General features: G+C 40.5%; 16 protein-coding genes. 10 read left to right on the top strand and 6 right to left on the bottom strand.

Annotation, left to right across the window (positions count from 1 at the left end):
* The first annotated feature begins 69 nt into the window (after nt 1-69).
* From I3259_RS00190 to I3259_RS00155, 8 genes are all read left to right on the top strand, one after another.
* On the top strand, nt 70-801 hold the full coding sequence (locus I3259_RS00190) for a heme ABC transporter permease (protein ID WP_105060692.1): 732 nt from the start codon (nt 70-72) through the stop codon (nt 799-801).
* Between the two features lie 7 nt (nt 802-808).
* Complete coding sequence (gene ccmD, locus I3259_RS00185) at nt 809-1,015, top strand: heme exporter protein CcmD (protein WP_238027778.1); 207 nt, start codon at nt 809-811, stop codon at nt 1,013-1,015.
* Nucleotides 1,012-1,497 (top strand): cytochrome c maturation protein CcmE, encoded by a 486-nt coding sequence (gene ccmE / locus I3259_RS00180; RefSeq protein WP_238027777.1) that lies wholly within the window; start codon nt 1,012-1,014, stop codon nt 1,495-1,497. Before ccmD ends, ccmE begins: the two co-directional genes overlap by 4 nt.
* Nucleotides 1,494-3,476: a heme lyase CcmF/NrfE family subunit gene (locus I3259_RS00175; RefSeq protein ID WP_238027776.1), complete on the top strand. Its 1,983-nt coding sequence runs from the start codon at nt 1,494-1,496 to the stop codon at nt 3,474-3,476. Before ccmE ends, I3259_RS00175 begins: the two co-directional genes overlap by 4 nt.
* Nucleotides 3,469-4,023 carry a DsbE family thiol:disulfide interchange protein gene (locus I3259_RS00170; protein WP_238027775.1) on the top strand — a complete coding sequence of 185 codons (555 nt, stop codon included), beginning with the start codon at nt 3,469-3,471 and terminating at the stop codon, nt 4,021-4,023. The genes I3259_RS00175 and I3259_RS00170 overlap by 8 nt, the downstream gene beginning before the upstream one ends.
* The gene (locus I3259_RS00165) at nt 4,023-4,538 is read left to right on the top strand and encodes a cytochrome c-type biogenesis protein (RefSeq protein ID WP_238027774.1); all 516 of its coding nucleotides are present in this window, start codon (nt 4,023-4,025) and stop codon (nt 4,536-4,538) included. Before I3259_RS00170 ends, I3259_RS00165 begins: the two co-directional genes overlap by 1 nt.
* Nucleotides 4,535-5,830, top strand: a complete 1,296-nt coding sequence (gene ccmI / locus I3259_RS00160) for a c-type cytochrome biogenesis protein CcmI (protein ID WP_238027773.1) — start codon at nt 4,535-4,537, stop codon at nt 5,828-5,830. Before I3259_RS00165 ends, ccmI begins: the two co-directional genes overlap by 4 nt.
* A gap of 68 nt (nt 5,831-5,898) precedes the next feature.
* Nucleotides 5,899-6,705 (top strand): MlaA family lipoprotein, encoded by an 807-nt coding sequence (locus I3259_RS00155; protein WP_238027772.1) that lies wholly within the window; start codon nt 5,899-5,901, stop codon nt 6,703-6,705.
* A 122-nt stretch (nt 6,706-6,827) separates the two neighbouring features.
* Here I3259_RS00155 and I3259_RS00150 read toward each other — a convergent pair whose 3' ends face one another.
* The 5 genes from I3259_RS00150 to I3259_RS00130 form a co-directional block, all read right to left on the bottom strand.
* Nucleotides 6,828-7,841 (bottom strand): trypsin-like serine protease, encoded by a 1,014-nt coding sequence (locus tag I3259_RS00150; protein WP_238027771.1) that lies wholly within the window; start codon nt 7,839-7,841, stop codon nt 6,828-6,830.
* A 405-nt stretch (nt 7,842-8,246) separates the two neighbouring features.
* A complete protein-coding gene (locus I3259_RS00145) occupies nt 8,247-9,587 on the bottom strand; it encodes an outer membrane protein transport protein (protein WP_238027879.1) in 1,341 nt (446 codons plus the stop codon).
* Nucleotides 9,588-9,940: 353 nt separating this feature from the next.
* Nucleotides 9,941-11,176 (bottom strand): outer membrane protein transport protein, encoded by a 1,236-nt coding sequence (locus I3259_RS00140; RefSeq protein ID WP_238027770.1) that lies wholly within the window; start codon nt 11,174-11,176, stop codon nt 9,941-9,943.
* A 265-nt stretch (nt 11,177-11,441) separates the two neighbouring features.
* Entirely contained in the window at nt 11,442-12,158 is a 717-nt protein-coding gene (locus I3259_RS00135) for a DUF3379 family protein (RefSeq protein WP_238027769.1), read from the bottom strand.
* The gene (locus I3259_RS00130; RefSeq protein WP_238027768.1) at nt 12,151-12,714 is read right to left on the bottom strand and encodes a sigma-70 family RNA polymerase sigma factor; all 564 of its coding nucleotides are present in this window, start codon (nt 12,712-12,714) and stop codon (nt 12,151-12,153) included. The genes I3259_RS00135 and I3259_RS00130 overlap by 8 nt, the downstream gene beginning before the upstream one ends.
* A 605-nt stretch (nt 12,715-13,319) precedes the next feature.
* Here I3259_RS00130 and fadI point away from each other — a divergent pair.
* Together fadI and fadJ are read left to right on the top strand one after the other, a co-directional pair.
* A complete protein-coding gene (gene fadI / locus I3259_RS00125; protein WP_238027767.1) occupies nt 13,320-14,630 on the top strand; it encodes an acetyl-CoA C-acyltransferase FadI in 1,311 nt (436 codons plus the stop codon).
* Nucleotides 14,630-16,750, top strand: a complete 2,121-nt coding sequence (gene fadJ, locus I3259_RS00120; protein ID WP_238027766.1) for a fatty acid oxidation complex subunit alpha FadJ — start codon at nt 14,630-14,632, stop codon at nt 16,748-16,750. The genes fadI and fadJ overlap by 1 nt, the downstream gene beginning before the upstream one ends.
* 44 nt (nt 16,751-16,794) lie before the next feature.
* Here the strand turns inward: fadJ and I3259_RS00115 are convergent, their stop codons facing one another.
* Nucleotides 16,795-17,076, bottom strand: a complete 282-nt coding sequence (locus I3259_RS00115; RefSeq protein WP_238027765.1) for a hypothetical protein — start codon at nt 17,074-17,076, stop codon at nt 16,795-16,797.
* Nucleotides 17,077-17,089 lie beyond the last annotated feature (13 nt).

Genomic DNA, 17,089 nt, shown 5'->3' with positions numbered 1-17,089 from the left:
TCCTATTATTTTGTGACTGAACTTGGCTTTAATGACGTATTTATAACTATATAACGAGTAGAGAGCATTATGTGGAAGTGGTTACATCCCTACGCTAAAGCCGAGAATACCTATCGCTTATGCGGTAAGTTACTTCCTTGGTTTTCCATTATTAGCTTAATAGCCATTGTTGTGAGTTCTATTTGGGGCTTAATGTTTGCACCAACAGATTATCAACAAGGTGATAGCTTTAGAATTATTTACTTGCATGTTCCAGCTGCAATTTGGTCCATGGGTGCTTACGTATCAATGGCTATTGCTGCGTTCATAGGTTTAGTGTGGCAAATTCGATTATCAGATATGGCTGCTGCTGCGATGGCGCCGATTGGCGCGGTGTTTACCTTTATTGCATTGATCACTGGTGCTATTTGGGGCAAACCAATGTGGGGTACATGGTGGGTATGGGATGCACGTTTAACATCTGAACTCATTCTTCTATTTTTATATCTTGGTGTTATTGCATTGTATAACGCCTTTGATGATCAAAAAACGGCAGCTAAAGCGGCAGGTATTTTAGCCATTGTAGGGGTGATCAATATTCCGATCATTCACTTCTCTGTTGAGTGGTGGAATACCCTTCACCAAGGTGCAACTATTACTAAATTTGCTAAGCCTTCTATGTCAACAGATATGCTGTGGCCGTTGCTGATTGGTATTGTCGGTTTTGCTTGTTTCTTCGGTGCGGTGACCATGATCCGCTTACGTAATGAAATTCTTATCCGCGAAAGTCACCGCCCTTGGGTGCGTGAGCTAGTGAAGTGAGGTTGGTATGCATTTTGATTCTATGAGCGACTTTTTTGCAATGGGTGGCTACGCTGCTTATGTATGGAGTTCGTTTGGTATCTCATTTATCGCGATGTTATGGATCCTCTTTTCTAGTATGGCAACCCATCGTCGCGTATTAGGTGATATTAAAAATAAAATCGCACGTGAACAACGTATTAAAGATGCGAAAAAGATGGAGAATACGCTATGACCCCAAGACGTAAGAAGCGTCTCGCTTTAGTGTTAGCGCTTGTTTTAGGCCTTGGTGCTACGGTTGGTTTAGTGCTTTATGCGTTAAATCAAAATATGGATTTATTCTATACACCAACAGAACTTGTCAATGGTAAGCCTGATGGCACCAAGCCAGAAGTTGGTCAGCGTTTACGTATTGGTGGCATGGTGGTGAAAGGTTCGGTGAAGCGTGATCCTGAATCTTTAGAAGTTAGCTTTAAAGTGGCTGATGTAGGTCCTTCAGTTACCGTAACTTATGATGGTATTTTGCCTGATCTCTTTCGTGAAGGGCAGGGTATTGTTGCGCAAGGTGTCTTAGTTGGCCCTACGACAATAAAAGCGCATGAAGTGCTTGCTAAGCATGACGAAAATTACATGCCGCCTGAAGTCGCTGATGCGATGAAGAAAAATCACTCAAAACTTCAATATACTGAAGAACAACTACAAGGTAGTGCTCAATGATCCCTGAAATAGGCCATTTTGCCCTTATTACTGCTCTTGCCTTATCGGTACTAGCCAGTATTTATCCGCTATATGGTGCTGCAGTTGGTAACCAAGCAATGATGCGTATGGCACGACCATTGGCATACGGTATTTTTGCTTTCTTATCATTATCTTTTGTTATTTTATGTTGGTCATTTTATAACAATGATTTTACTGTTGCGTATGTAGCCAGTAACTCGACAAGCTTATTGCCGTGGTATTACCGTATTACAGCGGTATGGGGTGCACACGAAGGTTCATTACTGCTTTGGGTTCTTATCCAAGCCGGTTGGGCTGCTGCTGTTGCACGTTTTAGCCGTGATATGCCACTAGAATCTGTTTCTCGTGTCTTATCTGTAATGGGTATGATCGCAGTGGGTTTCTTACTGTTTATTATCATTACTTCTAACCCATTTTTACGTACGCTACCGGTATTCCCTGTCGAAGGTCGTGATCTAAACCCATTATTGCAAGATCCGGGTCTAATTATTCACCCGCCAATGCTTTACATGGGCTACGTTGGCTTCTCAGTTGCATTCTCTTTTGCTATTGCATCATTAATGACTGGTCGTTTAGATACGGCTTGGGCACGTTGGTCTCGTCCATGGACAATTGCTGCATGGTCATTTCTAACCGTAGGTATTGCACTAGGTTCATGGTGGGCTTACTACGAACTTGGCTGGGGTGGCTGGTGGTTCTGGGATCCAGTAGAAAACGCATCATTCATGCCGTGGCTTGCAGGTACAGCGTTAATGCATTCGCTATCAGTAACAGAAAAGCGTGGCACATTTAAAGCGTGGACAGTACTGCTTGCGATCTCTGCATTCTCATTAAGCCTATTAGGTACGTTCTTAGTGCGTTCTGGCGTATTGGTTTCTGTACACGCCTTTGCGTCAGATCCTGCTCGCGGTATGTTTATTCTTGGCTTCCTTGTGGTGGTTATCGGTGGTTCTTTACTACTGTATGCATTACGTGGTGGTCAAATCCGTTCTCGTGGTAACTACAGCTTGTTCTCACGTGAAAACCTATTACTAGCAAACAACATTTTACTTGTTGCAGGCTTAATGGTTGTCCTTATTGGTACATTATTACCATTAGTGCATAAGCAAATTGGTCTAGGCTCTGTTTCTATCGGTGTGCCTTTCTTCAACATGCTATTTACATGGTTGATGATCCCGTTTGCCTTTATTATGGGCTTTGGTCCTCTTGTTCGTTGGAAGCGCGATAATTTCAAACATGTTCGCAAGCCAATGATTATTTCAGCACTGATCACGATTCCATTCTCATACTTTGTTATTTACTTTACGGCAAGTGTGGTTGAACCGCTTGCGGTGTTAGGAATGATGATGGCTGTTTGGATCATTGTGATGCATGGTTTTGAGTTATTCGAGCGTGCGACACACCGTCATACTTTTGTGACAGGCTTAGGTAAATTAGGTCGCAGCCATTGGGCGATGGTGTTAGGTCATATTGGTTTAGCGATATCTATCATTGGTATCACTTTAGTCTCTAACTATGATATTGAACGTGACTTACGCTTAGCGCCGGGTCAATCTGTCAATGTAAAAGGTTATGACTTCCACTTTGCCGGTTTACGTGATGCTGATGGTCCTAACTATGATGGTTATATTGCTGATTTCAATATTAGCCGTCGTGGTATAAACGTAACAACATTACATGCTGAAAAACGTTTCTACAGTGTTGCTGGCTCTATGATGACAGAAGCGGCAATTGATAGTGGTATCACTCGTGACTTATATGTTGCTATGGGTGAGAAGCTTGGTGATGGTGCATGGGCTGTTCGTATTTACTACAAACCATTTGTGAACTGGATGTGGGCGGGTGCATTGTTAATGGCGTTAGGTGGTGCATTAGCGATCAGTGACAAACGTTACCGTTTCCGTAAACCTGCAACCGTGAGTAATAAATCGTCGGAGACAAAATTAACCCATGAATAAAAAATTCCTATTTATTCCGTTAGTCCTGTTTATTGCACTGGTTATTATGTTTATGGTGCAGTTAACCCGCAATGCTGATGGTGATGATCCAACAAAGTTAGAATCAGTATTGGTTGGCAAACCGGTTCCAACGTTTAAGTTAGAAGATCTGTTTCAGCCAGGGAAAGAGTACCAACAAACGATTTTCAAAGGTGAACCATTATTGCTTAACGTGTGGGCGACATGGTGTCCGACATGTTATGCAGAGCACCAATACCTAAATACGTTAGCGAAACAAGGCGTTAAGATCATTGGTCTGAACTATAAAGATCAGCGTGATAAAGCGATAGGTTGGTTAACTGAATTGGGTAATCCTTACTTACATACGCTTTATGATGGCAACGGCATGTTGGGCATGGATTTAGGCGTCTATGGCGCGCCAGAAACATTCCTTATTGACGCTAACGGTATTATTCGTTACCGCCATGTGGGTGATGTAAACCCTGAAAATTGGAAGGAAACGCTTGAACCGTTGTATAACAAGCTAAAAGCGGAGGCAAAAGGTTAATGAAACGTTTATTTGCCCTTGTTATAGCTGCAACGATCGCGCTAACCGCAGCGTTACCTGCATTTGCATCGATTGATGTTTATGACTTTAAAAATGCGGAACAAGAAAAGCAGTTCCAAGAGTTAACGGCGACATTACGTTGTCCTAAGTGTCAAAACAATAATATTGCTGATTCAAATGCAACCTTAGCGCAAGATATGCGCCAGAAAACATTTGAGCTTCTTAAAGAAGGCAAAACCAGTCAGCAAATTATTGATTACATGATTGCGCGTTACGGCAACTTTGTTACGTACAATCCACCGATGACAGCTTCGACTGCAATTTTATGGGTTGGTCCTATTCTGTTTATCGTTATTGGCTTTACTGTTCTGGTTTATCGTACGCGTAAAAACGGTGAGAAAACTGAGCAGGCTCAATTAGATGAGGAAGAAGCTAAACGATTAAAAGCACTGCTTGCAGAGATGGAACAGCAAGATGCTGAAAGTGTTGATACTCAATCAAAGGTAAACAAATGACGCTGTTTTGGATTATAACTGCTGTCTTAGTGCTTATTGCGATAGCATTTTTTGCTGTACCTATGTTGTATGGCAAAGAGTACGATGATGTAGCAAGCCGAGATGAATTAAACAAAGCATTCTTTAAAGATCGTATCCATGAGCTGGAACATGAATCAGAAGAAGGCTTGGTTGAGAATCGCCAAGAATTAGTTTCAGAGCTTCAACAGTCATTATTAGATGACTTACCTGAAAGTGAAGTGAAAAAATCGACTCATGTTAGCCCAGCGATGTTACTACCGGGCATTATCTTAATTGTTGGTGTGAGCTATGGTATGTACGCCTCTGTGGGCGGTATTCAGAAAGTAGAAGCGTGGCATGATGCGGTAAATCGCCTGCCTCAACTTTCTCAACGCTTACTGGGTGATAACGCTGCCAATGAACCATTGTCTGATCAAGATATGTCTGATCTGACTTTAGCATTACGTACTAAATTGCACGATGACGGTGATGATCCTATGGGATGGTTATTGTTAGGTCGTATCGCAATGGCCAACCGTGATGGTGAAACCGCTGAAATGGCAATGAAAAAAGCCTATGACCTAAACCCAGTTGATGGGGATATTCAGTTAGGCTATGCACAGTCATTAATGCTAAGTGGTAAGCCGGGCGCAAGTGATATGGCTCGCCAGTTATTACGTAATGTGATTAAGAAAGATCATGCTAATGTACAAGCATTATCACTGTTAGCTTTCGATGCGTTTGAGCAAAACAAGTTTGAACAAGCGATTGCTTACTGGACAATGATGAAAAAGCTTATTGGGCCAGATGATTCTCGTGCACCTATGCTTGATCGTAGTATTGAACGTGCACAAGCCCGTTTAAATGCTGATGATAAAGCGAAAGCGATAGTTAATGGGGCGGCTACTGCGGCAGTGACAGCAGAGACAGCGCCAAAAGTCAGTGCTGAACAAGCAAAACAACAAGTAGTCGCGACGGTTTCATTAGCGCCAGATGTTGTGTTGCCAAAACAGGGTGATATTATCATCTCTGTTCATAGCTCAGATGGTGCACCAATGCCAATTGCTGCTGTTAAATTACCACTTACAACGCCTTTCCCCTTAACTATTACGTTAACGGATAAAGACAGCATGATGCCACAGCGTAAGCTATCGTCATTATCTGAAATGATTGTTCGTGCTCGTATTGATAGTGATGGCAATGTTATGACTAAACAAGGTGACTGGTATGGTGAAAGCCAGAAAGTGATGCTTGGTGGTGATACAAAAGTATTAATTAATAAACAATATTAATTCAATACTGGAACAAATAGAGCAGGCTGGATATCATTGTCCCGCCTGCTTTTTATTGGATAAGTGTTTTGAATAGAATTTTACTGCTTATAATTTGGCTTTCGCTGGGGTTAGTAGGTTGTGCGCAAACACCAGATGAACCGTCAAAGCAAATTGCCTCTAACAATATTACTGATCATATCGATGCTGACAGTAATAGTGATAATAATGGTGTTTATGATCCTTTAGAAGGATTTAACCGTGCCATGTGGGATCTTAACTATAACTATTTAGATCCATATGTTGCTCGACCAGTTTCATTAGCCTATGTAGATTATACGCCAACTCCTGTTCGAAAAGGCATTATGAATTTTTTATCAAATTTAGATGAGCCAGCGAGCATGGTTAATAGCTTGCTATCGCTAAATGGTAAAGCTGCCGTCACCCATTTTAATCGTTTTTGGATCAACACAGTTTTTGGTTTGGGTGGTTTAATTGATATTGCATCAGCGGCTGACATAAATAAACCTGCAGATCGTCGATTTGGTGACACGCTAGGTTATTACGGCGTACCAAATGGTCCGTATTTGATGTTACCTATTTATGGCCCAGTAACGTTCCGAGGTTTTGGTGATGCTGCAGATGAATTGTATCCAATGCTTGGCTTACTGAATTTCTGGGAAGGATTAGGTAAGTGGTTATTTGAAGGAATGGAAGATCGCGCTGCTTTAGTACAACAAGAAGCAATGCTTGAGAACTCGCCAGATCCATATGTATTTACACGAGATGCTTATATTCAATACAAAGACTTTATCGCCAGTGACGGTAAGGTTGATCAAGAGCAACAAACAGATAATTTTGATGATAGTTATCTTGATGAAATTGATGACGAGTAAGATTAGTTGATTTTAAAAAGACCTCCAGTTAGGAGGTCTTTTTATATGTGGTAAATTTTTAACTAGATAAGTAATAGACAGTAGATATAACTATTAAATCTTGTCTGATTTAGATAAATAACTTATCGAGTAAATTGACGTCGTGAAAAAGCAAATAATAATAATGATAGTATAATCGTTATATTTAAAGCACCACCACCTGAACCATTGTTTGTATTAGGACTAATATTATCTTTCCCCGTGCTATCGTCTTTTTTACCTAAATTTATACTTACTTTTTCTGTTGGTGATAATACTAATGAGCCTTCATAACCATTGCTATTTATAATATAAGTACAAGTTTGAAATGGACTTATATTACCTGTAAGACAAGTGGATAGACTTGTATCAATATTCACGTCGCCATCGGTGTAAGCTTGATCTACTACGTTATTTTCATGCAGACTTTGCACCGTTACAGTTTGCTTACCTTTCACATTCGTTAACTGTGTTGGGTAACTCCAACCATTAATTGTATTTAAAATGAAGTCTTTAGCAATATTAATAGGTGTTGCACTGTATAAGTCACCATCTATACCTTGGTGTACGGCAAATAATTGGTTGTCTGAGTCTATATAAGGAGAACCGGAATCGCCTCCAACTAATACGCCATCATATTTAAGAATATGTGCTTTAATTACGGTTGATTCATTATTAGATTGAGATGTTATAATTAAAGGCGCTTTGTTTAACTGACTTCCTGTTTTACCAAAACCATATATATTTGCTTTTACACCTGATATGACAGGTTGAATTGATATTGGCGTTATTTTATTAAAATTAGCGGTATTATTTAATTCCCACAAGGCGATATCGATATTTTGTCCATTGTAATAGGGACTATCTTTATAATTGTTCTGTGTTTTTACTGATACATGTTGGCCATCAAAGGTTGTTATTGCATTAGAATTATTAGTTGTGCAATGTTGCGCTGTTAATACCCACTTTCCTGCAATAAGACTACCCGTACATTCATTATTTGTACTGTAAATAATAGTTTGATGTTGGTTAGAGGAGACTTCTTGTCCATTCTCGATGGCAAAAGCATTATTAGTTAATAGAGCTGCAAGTATTAATAAGTAATTTCGTTGTTTCATATGTTCCATTCAATAAATAGCGCAAGAAAATATTTACTCATAATTAAGCGTTTATTTTCTTGAAATATAGGGGCGTAAAAAGTTGCCGATAAATCGGAAATCATTTTCGTAGTTATATTGTGAGTGATTTACTGAAGGATAGTGATAACTAAATATGCAGTGATTAGATGACCATAATGTCGCTTCTGCAGTATTTGAATCATTATCAAAGTTCTAACTATGAACGTTTCAGTATCAACGTTTCATGAATAATAAACGATACTTAATGCTAGATCTAGCTTATTTTTTGAACAAAAAATAGTTTTATGGTCTAGAGTGGTGGGTGAAATGAACTTTTATCAATATAAACAAAGACAAAAACGCCTCTGATGTTAGAGGCGTTTTTCATAAAATAATTTTATTTACTTAGAAACGGTAGCTTGCTTGAACACCCGCTAGCCATACATCGCCTGACGTTGTTCCTGCAAATGATACTTTAGTTTCTTTGGGATGAGTTAGCATGCTTGCCAGCGCATTAATATTTTTATCTGTTTCATTTAGGTGTGCTTTCTTCGCATAAACGTAGGTAAGGCCGGCATCTAATGTTAAGTTCTTAGACCACTGGTAACCAGCACCAAGGCTTAGCCAAGTACGATCCGTTTCTGGAATGGTTTGAGTACGATGTGCTTCATCTACCGCAGCCATGTCGTATGCAATACCAGAACGTAGTGCCAGCTTTTCTGTTGCTTGGTAAGTAGTACCAATAGCGAAACGGTAGTTATCTTTCCAATTTTGAGGTTTGATTTCTACATTACCACCCATACTTGGGATATTAGCTTCTAACTTTTTAAAGCTACTCCAATCTGTCCAGTTAATGCTTGCGTGAACTGACCACTGGTCATTTAACTGGTGGAAGCTAGCAATTTCTGCTGACGCTGGTAGTTCAAGAGGCAAGCTTCCTGGTAGTGTATTCCCACCAAAAGCAATTCCACTTGCATGACCACTGAGGTTTAAATCTACCGCAGAGCGATAACTTACGCCAATGCGGTTGGTTGGGTTAATTTGCCATGCAGCACCAGCTTGCCAGCCCCATGCATTATCTTCACCTTCCATATATTTAAGGTTTTTACCCGCTAAGCCTTGTTCATAAATATATTTCTGCTTTGGTAACAGCATTCCTGAGACCATCGTTGGTAGGGTGCTTGGCAGTGCAGCACCAAAGTGACCTTTTGCCATAATGTAACGTACACCAGCACCTACGCTAAATTGGTCATTAATTTTGTAACCAATATTAGGGTTGATTTCAACGGTGTGGACTTCAGCTTGGTTACCGAAAATGGACGCTGTGAAGTCAGTACCAAGATCGGTACGCATGCCGAAGTTAGTACCGAATGCCAAACCTAAAGTGGCGTTGTTGTTTAACTGACGAGAAATGTAGAAGTTTGGAATAACGGCACTGTGAGCAATATTACGCGCTTCAGTTTGGTCAATAGTTCGACCATTAACTTGAAGGTTTCCTTTAACATCCACATTAGGATCAACGTAAATGGCACCTGTTGAGATTTGCGTACCTTTAAGGTAAGTCAACATTGCTGGGTTACGGAACTGCGCACTAGCATTGTCAGCCATTGCTGCTTCGCCCGCAAATGCACGGCCAAGGCCTGTTGCGGAATATTCTGCTAATTGGAAACCAGCTGCTAGGGCGTTAGTGCTTATGCCTAATGCTACTGCGGCAGTTAAAGATAATGTAATTTTATTTTTATTCATCATTTTTATATTAATAGCTAATTGTTCGCTGAAACTAAGTCGCGAATAATACTCTTCTCTACGAGTAAGGTTATCTTTAAGCAGTCATTTTTTAAATTATCAAAATGAAATATTGTAAATTCTGTATTAGTAATATTTTATCCGTTACTTATTGCTCAATCATGTCTGGTTAGACCTGTTTTCAGCGTACACATGTACGAAAATAACATAACTTATGTGCGTTTTTTAATCAAAAGTAAGAGGGAAAAGAAGGATATATGAAAGATAAAGCGGGATTTGGGAAAGAGGCGGTCGTAAAAAAAGGAGCAATGATGCTCCTTTTTTAGTCTAATGAGTACAAGTGTACTCTGAAATTAGAATGAACGGCTGTATTGTAGGCCGTACAACCATGCATTTGCACGAGTGGTTGCGTCAACCGACATACCGAGCGGATTGGTTTCATCTGCTTTAACATCTTTACCAATAAGGTAAGTTAAGCCAAAGTCGATGGTAGACTTGCTGTCTAGGTGGTAGCTAAAGCCGCCAGATAACCAGTTACGATCGGAATCAGGTACAGAAATAGACGTTTTTGAATTCTGGGCGCTGGTGTCATGCATGTAACCCGCACGAAGTGTCCACTGATCGTTTAGGTAGTAAGTACCACCGATAGAGTAGTGCCATCCATCTTGCCATTGGTAATCATTTAATTTAACGCCACCGGTTGTTTCTAGAACGTCAAACTCGCTCCAGCGTATCCATTGAATGCTGTAGTGAACCGCAAATTTATCATTTAGCTTATTGAAACCAGAAAATTCTGCCATATCTGGTAATGGCATTTTTAGCTTCTGATCGCTAAGGTTGTTGCCCGCATAGTGCATATCACCTTTAGCTTCTAATGTTGGGCTATAGCGGTAAGATAAGCCAAAACGGTTGTTTTGATCGAGCTCGTAGATAGTACCTAGGTTAAAGCCAAGCGCTACACCATCGGCATCAACATCAAGTAAATCAATTTTTGGTGTATTGATCGTCCCATTAGGTGTTGGAATTTTTCCTGCAGGTATATAGCGATTTAGTTTACCACTGCCGTAAATTACGTCTAAACCACCACCAATGCTTAGTTGCTGGTTAATGCGGTAAGCAGCACTTAAACCTAAGTTCACACTTTTTACATCAGTTAAACCACCAAATGCATTTGCAGCGTAGTTATCACTAAATTCAGTTTTAGTACCGAAGTTTGAGTAAAGTGATGCACCTACAGCGAATTTATCGTTGATAGGCTGAATGTAGTAGATGTTTGGCGCGTAACTAGTACCACCAATTTGATCATCAGGGATCTGAGAACCATTGTATGTTGTATCTTTTACTTTAACGTCAGTATCAATAGCGATAACACCTAGAGACAGCGCTGGCGCATCAAATAGTGTCATTGAGGCAGCGTTTTTTGCCATTGTTGATGCATTGTCTGCAATAACACCGTCACCTGCAAATGCGCGTCCAAGACCTGTTGCAGATTGTGCATTTAGTTGAAAGCCCGCTGCCATAGATTGTGATGAAGCTAAGGCGATAGCAGCAGTAATCACTGAGCGTGTAAAAATTTGCTTCTTATTCATGCTTAGAATAATTCCTAATTATATATATTATTGTTTTTTATTAGCCTATATTGGCTAATTTGCGACGATTGTAGGGGGTGTACTGACTTGATCAAATCTGACCAGTGTTATGTCTAAGTAAAAATACGTTTTAACGAAATTTATAGTGATTTTGGTATCAAATATCGTTATTTGAGGTTGTTTTAACGACAAATGTCAGACATGAAAAAACGGCAACATAGTGTTTGTTGCCGTTATAAGAAGGGCTAAAAAATTGGTAGGAAAATTAGATTTCCCAACTGAGGTCGTTTTTGATTTTACTCGCAACGGGCATTAAGTTTTGACCCTTATCGCCAACAATAATCAAACTTGCCTCTCTGATCGGTACGACTAAACTTTCATTGTTATTGTCTGTTGAGTTAGAAATGGTATGACTTGGAGCTGGAACGACAAATACCGTGACTTTACCTTGCGGTGAATCCATCACCATATGTAATGAGCGTTTTCCATCAAAGCCACAATAGTTCACATAATAAATGTGCCCAGGTAAATCTTTCATTTCCGTTCCAAAAGATTGCAGTTTGGCATTTACTTGTTGCAACGTTGCTTTTTCATCAATGTTATCGACAAATTGTGCTTCATAAGAAACATGTTCAAGCGCGACATTAGCAAGACTATTGATTGGCAGTTGTTGGTTCGGTAAAAAATTCATTTGCCCAAAAAACAAACCAATAGCAAAAGCAACAGAGGCTGCGAGGCCATAAGACCAATAGCTCTGGACTCCTTTCTTGCTTGTTTCTTCTCCTGCTTGATGAAATAAAATCTTATCAGCTAGATCATCGGGTACATCGACTTTCATTGCTTGCTCTAATTGCATATCAAGCTGTTGTAATTCATCGGCAAATTTTTTATTCGCGATAGATTGATGTTTACATGCCGTCACTTTGGGATCATTATCATGTGGATCAGCTAATAATCTCCGTCTAAATTCTAGTTCATCCATTCTGATTCCCCCTTTTTGACTCTTTATTTTCAAGTTGCTCTTTTAATTGATTACGGGCTCGAAATAAACGAGTCATCACCGTATTTCGGTTTAGTTCAAGGATCTCGGCAATTTCATCACCATTAAAGCCAGCCATGACTTGTAAAATGAGTGGTTCTCTATACTCCGGTGCTAACTTCATGATTAAACGTTGGAGCATATGTTGCTCTGTATTCATTTCAACACTTGGTGTTGAGTCTGCGATGGCGTGATCATCAATATCAACCAGATCAAATTGCTTTTTTTCAAACCGACGTGCGTTTTCACGCCTAAGTATGGTGATTAACCATGCTTTAGCGGCTTTATCATCTTGTAGGCTATCAAGGGAGCGCCATGCGCGTAAGCATGTCTCTTGTACCAGGTCTTCAGCAATATGCTGATCGTGGCACAACCAATATGCATAACGGTAGAGATCCCGATGCCAAGCCCTAACAAGGGCTTCGTATCTTCTTTGTTTGTCCATATCTAAAGAGACCGAGGGATCATGTTTTTTCTTACCAAAAAAATTTTTGAGCATGGCAATACCCGCCGTTATCCTTACTAAAAGCCTTATGAATAGAGAGATCCATAAGGTGTTTACGTTTCTTTTTTATAATTAAGCCGTGAATTCGCACTAAAATTGATCTGGTTCAAAATTTGATTCCAGCAGCGCGTTATAGTGACTGCGTCATCTGATAGCGAGATGGTGGGTTGCAAAACCGGCTATTGTAGTGCTATCTGTTGAGCAAGATGACAACTTCCTTTTGAAGGCTGACTTTACTTTCTCCTATCAGGTTTTCCTGATTTGCAATTAGCTTTATGTTGATTGACTTATTCGTTACGCAGATTGCTTTCCGCGTGAATTATGACCATACCTTATTAGGTGTGGTTTTTTTTTGCCTATTTTTCATTATTTTTCTCTAGTGTTATATCTTTTCCTACTGTCTCTCTAATTATCTGCATTTTATCATTTAATATCGTTTTAAAACTGAGAGGATAGATCACAATCTTCGACAATTGTCCCGCTAAATTTAAACACCTGATTGAATTTGATAACATTTGGATTACAATTGTGAGGTCTGACCTCTAGTGCACGGTGTGCCGAACGGCTTAATGTAAGCCAAATTATCAAAAGGAGTTGCGATGACACGTCTCCAAAATCTTACGACTCGTCAAGGGGAACGTATTGCCGTTGTTAGCGGTTTACGTACTCCATTCGCTCGTCAAGCTACCGCTTTCGATGGTGTTCCTGCTTTGGATCTCGGAAAGTTGGTTGTCAATGATATGCTACAAACGCTTGATTTTGATCCGATGCTCATTGATCAAGTGGTGTTTGGGCAAGTGGTACAAATGCCAGAAGCGCCAAATATCGCTCGTGAGATCGTCCTCGGTACTGGTATGAATATTCACACTGACGCTTACAGTGTTACCCGTGCCTGTGCCACGAGTTTTCAAGCCGCAGCGAATGTAGCCGAAAGTATTATTTCAGGCACTATCGATATTGGTATTGCTGGTGGTGCTGATTCATCATCGGTGTTACCTATTGGCGTAAGTAAAAAAATGGCTGCCACTTTACTTGCACTCAGCAAGGCGAAGACCATGTCTAAACGCCTGAAGTTATTGAGTTCGCTTAGTATGAAAGATTTAATGCCTGTGCCGCCTGCCGTTGCTGAATATTCAACAGGATTGAGCATGGGACAAACCGCAGAGCAGATGGCAAAAACACATGGTATTAGCCGTGAAGATCAAGATGCACTGGCTCACCGTTCACATACATTAGCGGCACAAGCATGGCGAGATGGTTTGATACGCGATGAAGTCATGACGGCATTCCCACAACCTTATCGTCAGTGGATAGATAAAGATAACAATATCCGTGAAGAATCTACCCTTGAATCTTATGCCAAATTACGACCAGCCTTTGATCGTAAATATGGTTCAGTCACAGCGGCCAATGCGACGCCATTAACGGATGGCGCAGCCGCAATACTGATGATGCGAGAAGGACGAGCTAAGGAATTAGGACTAACACCATTAGGGTATATTCGTTCCTACGCGTTTTCCGCCATAGGGGTTGAAAGCGATATGCTGATGGGACCTTCTTATGCGACACCTGTTGCACTGGAACGTGCAGGTTTAAATTTATCCGATCTTACCTTGATTGATATGCATGAAGCTTTTGCTGCCCAAACATTAGCAAATTTAAAAATGTTTGCTTCTACCAAGTTTGCGCGTGAGAAGTTAGGCCGTATTGATGCGATTGGTGAAGTGGATATGGATAAATTCAATGTGTTAGGTGGCTCATTGGCGTATGGGCATCCATTTGCAGCAACAGGCGCACGTATGATTACTCAAACTTTGCGTGAGTTAAAACGTCGCGGTGGTGGTTTTGCATTAAATACTGCGTGTGCAGCTGGTGGTTTAGGTGCGGCAATGATTTTGGAGGCTGAATAATGACACAATCTGCATTTAGTTTATCGTACAGTGATAATGGTGTTGCTTGGCTGAAAATAGATGTGCCAAACGAGAAAATGAACACCTTACAAGCTGAGTTTTCAGAACAAATTACTGCTGTACTTGCGGAGCTTAACACACGTTCTGATGTTAAAGGGCTTGTTGTCTATTCAGGTAAGCCTGATAATTTTGTTGCTGGTGCTGATATTCGCATGTTAGCCGCCTGTGAAACAGCACTAGAGGCGCAAGCATTAGCCGAAAAAGGACAGTTATTATTTTCACAGTTAGAGCAACTGCCTTTTCATGTTGTAGCTGCAATTCACGGCCCATGTTTAGGGGGCGGCTTAGAGCTTGCTCTTGCTTGTCATAGCCGAGTTTGTAGTGATGATGATAAAACGCGATTAGGTTTACCAGAAGTACAGTTGGGGTTACTCCCTGGCTCTGGAGGTACACAGCGTTTACCTCGTTTGATTGGCGTGGCTAATGCGCTTGATATGATTTTATCGGGTAAACAATTACGTGCGAAAAAAGCGGTGAAGTTAGGGGTGATCGATCAAGTTGTCCCTGAAAGTATTTTATTAAATGTTGCTGAGCAAGTGGCATTATTGCCAAAACCTAGCCGTAAATCATCCATGCAAAACTGGGCATTGGGCGGAAATCCATTAGGTCGCTCTGTTGTGTTTGATCAAGCGGCTAAAAAAGCACATGAGAAAACACGTGGTAATTATCCTGCTGTTGATGCCATTTTAGAAGTTGTGAAATATGGCTTACAGCATGGGATGGAAAAAGGGTTAGAACAAGAGGCTAAAGTATTTGGTGAATTGGTGATGTCACCGGAATCCGCCGCGCTTCGTAGTATCTTTTTTGCCACAACAGCAATGAAAAAAGAAACGGGTTCAGAGGCTGAGCCATTAACTGTTGAACGAGTCGCTGTATTGGGTGGCGGTTTAATGGGCGGTGGTATTAGCCATGTTACAGCAACGAAAGCGGGTTATCCGGTACGGATCAAAGATATCAGTAATGATGGTATCCAGAATGCGTTAGCGTATAATTTCAAGCTACTTGATAAAAAGCGTAAGCGTAAAATTATCTCGAAAGCCACATTACAAAAACAAATGTTAACTATCACTGGCGGGACTGATTTTACTGGTTTTAATCAGGCTGATGTAGTGATTGAAGCCGTATTTGAAGATTTAGCACTCAAACATCAAATGGTAAAAGATGTTGAAGAGCACGCTAAATCCACCACAATATTTGCCACTAATACATCCTCATTGCCGATCAACCAAATTGCTCAGTCAGCAGAGCGACCAGAAAATGTTGTAGGCCTTCACTATTTTAGCCCTGTTGAAAAAATGCCATTGGTTGAAGTTATTCCACATCAAGGCACGGAAACGGGGAGTGCAACGTCAGAAGAGACGATTGCAACGGTTGTAGCCTTGGCGAAAAAACAAGGCAAAACTCCGATAGTGGTCGGCGATAAAGCAGGCTTCTACGTTAATCGTATATTAGCTCCCTACATGAATGAAGCGGCACGCGTACTACTGAGCGGTGAGCCGATTGAACACATTGATACTGCTTTACTTAACTTTGGCTTCCCTGTTGGGCCAATTACACTACTGGATGAAGTTGGTGTTGATATCGGAGCTAAGATAAGCCCTATTTTACTCGCTGAACTCGGTGAGCGGTTTGAAGCGCCAGATGTGTTTGATTTATTGCTGAAGGATGATCGCAAGGGACGTAAAAGCGGTAAAGGTTTTTATCGTTATAATACCAAGAAAAAAGAAGTCGATAAGTCGGTTTATAAGCTGCTTGAGCTGGAACCAAAGATTAAAGAATCTGAAACTGAAATAGCAGTCCGTTGTAGCTTGATGATGCTGAATGAAGCTGCTCGATGTTTAGATGAGGGGGTTATCCGTTCGGCAAGAGATGGTGATATCGGTGCTATCTTTGGTATCGGTTTTCCACCGTTTTTAGGTGGTCCATTCCGTTATATGGATCATATCGGCATCACACGTATTGTTGATATGCTTAATGAGTACACAGATAGGTATGGTGATCGTTTTAAACCGTGTGAGCGATTACTTGATATGGCTAAAGAAGAAAAAACCTTTTATTAGCAAAGAAAGATCATAAAAACCGATGTGCTTAGGCCATCGGTTTTTTATTCAACAAAATGTTTAATGCGAAATCGTGGTTCAAAAAGACGAGGACGAAGTATACGGTAGCTGATTAAAGCAATAGCAATGGCAATAAAGCTGTTTACATTAAAAAGTAAAATAAGCGGTACACTGATCGCAACAATAAATACCATAGCGTAAATAAAAATATCTTTTTCATCATGCATTAATGCTGTACCGCAGTGCGGACAATTGAAATGTTCGTCATAGGCAGACATTGCTGGAGTGTCAATTGCCGTTTGGCAATGAGGACAATATTTTTTCACGGTAAATGCTCTT

The organism is Photobacterium sp. Ph5 (assembly GCF_022129445.1).
GTDB lineage: Bacteria > Pseudomonadota > Gammaproteobacteria > Enterobacterales > Vibrionaceae > Photobacterium.
This window is presented reverse-complemented; position numbering and strand designations above follow the sequence as displayed.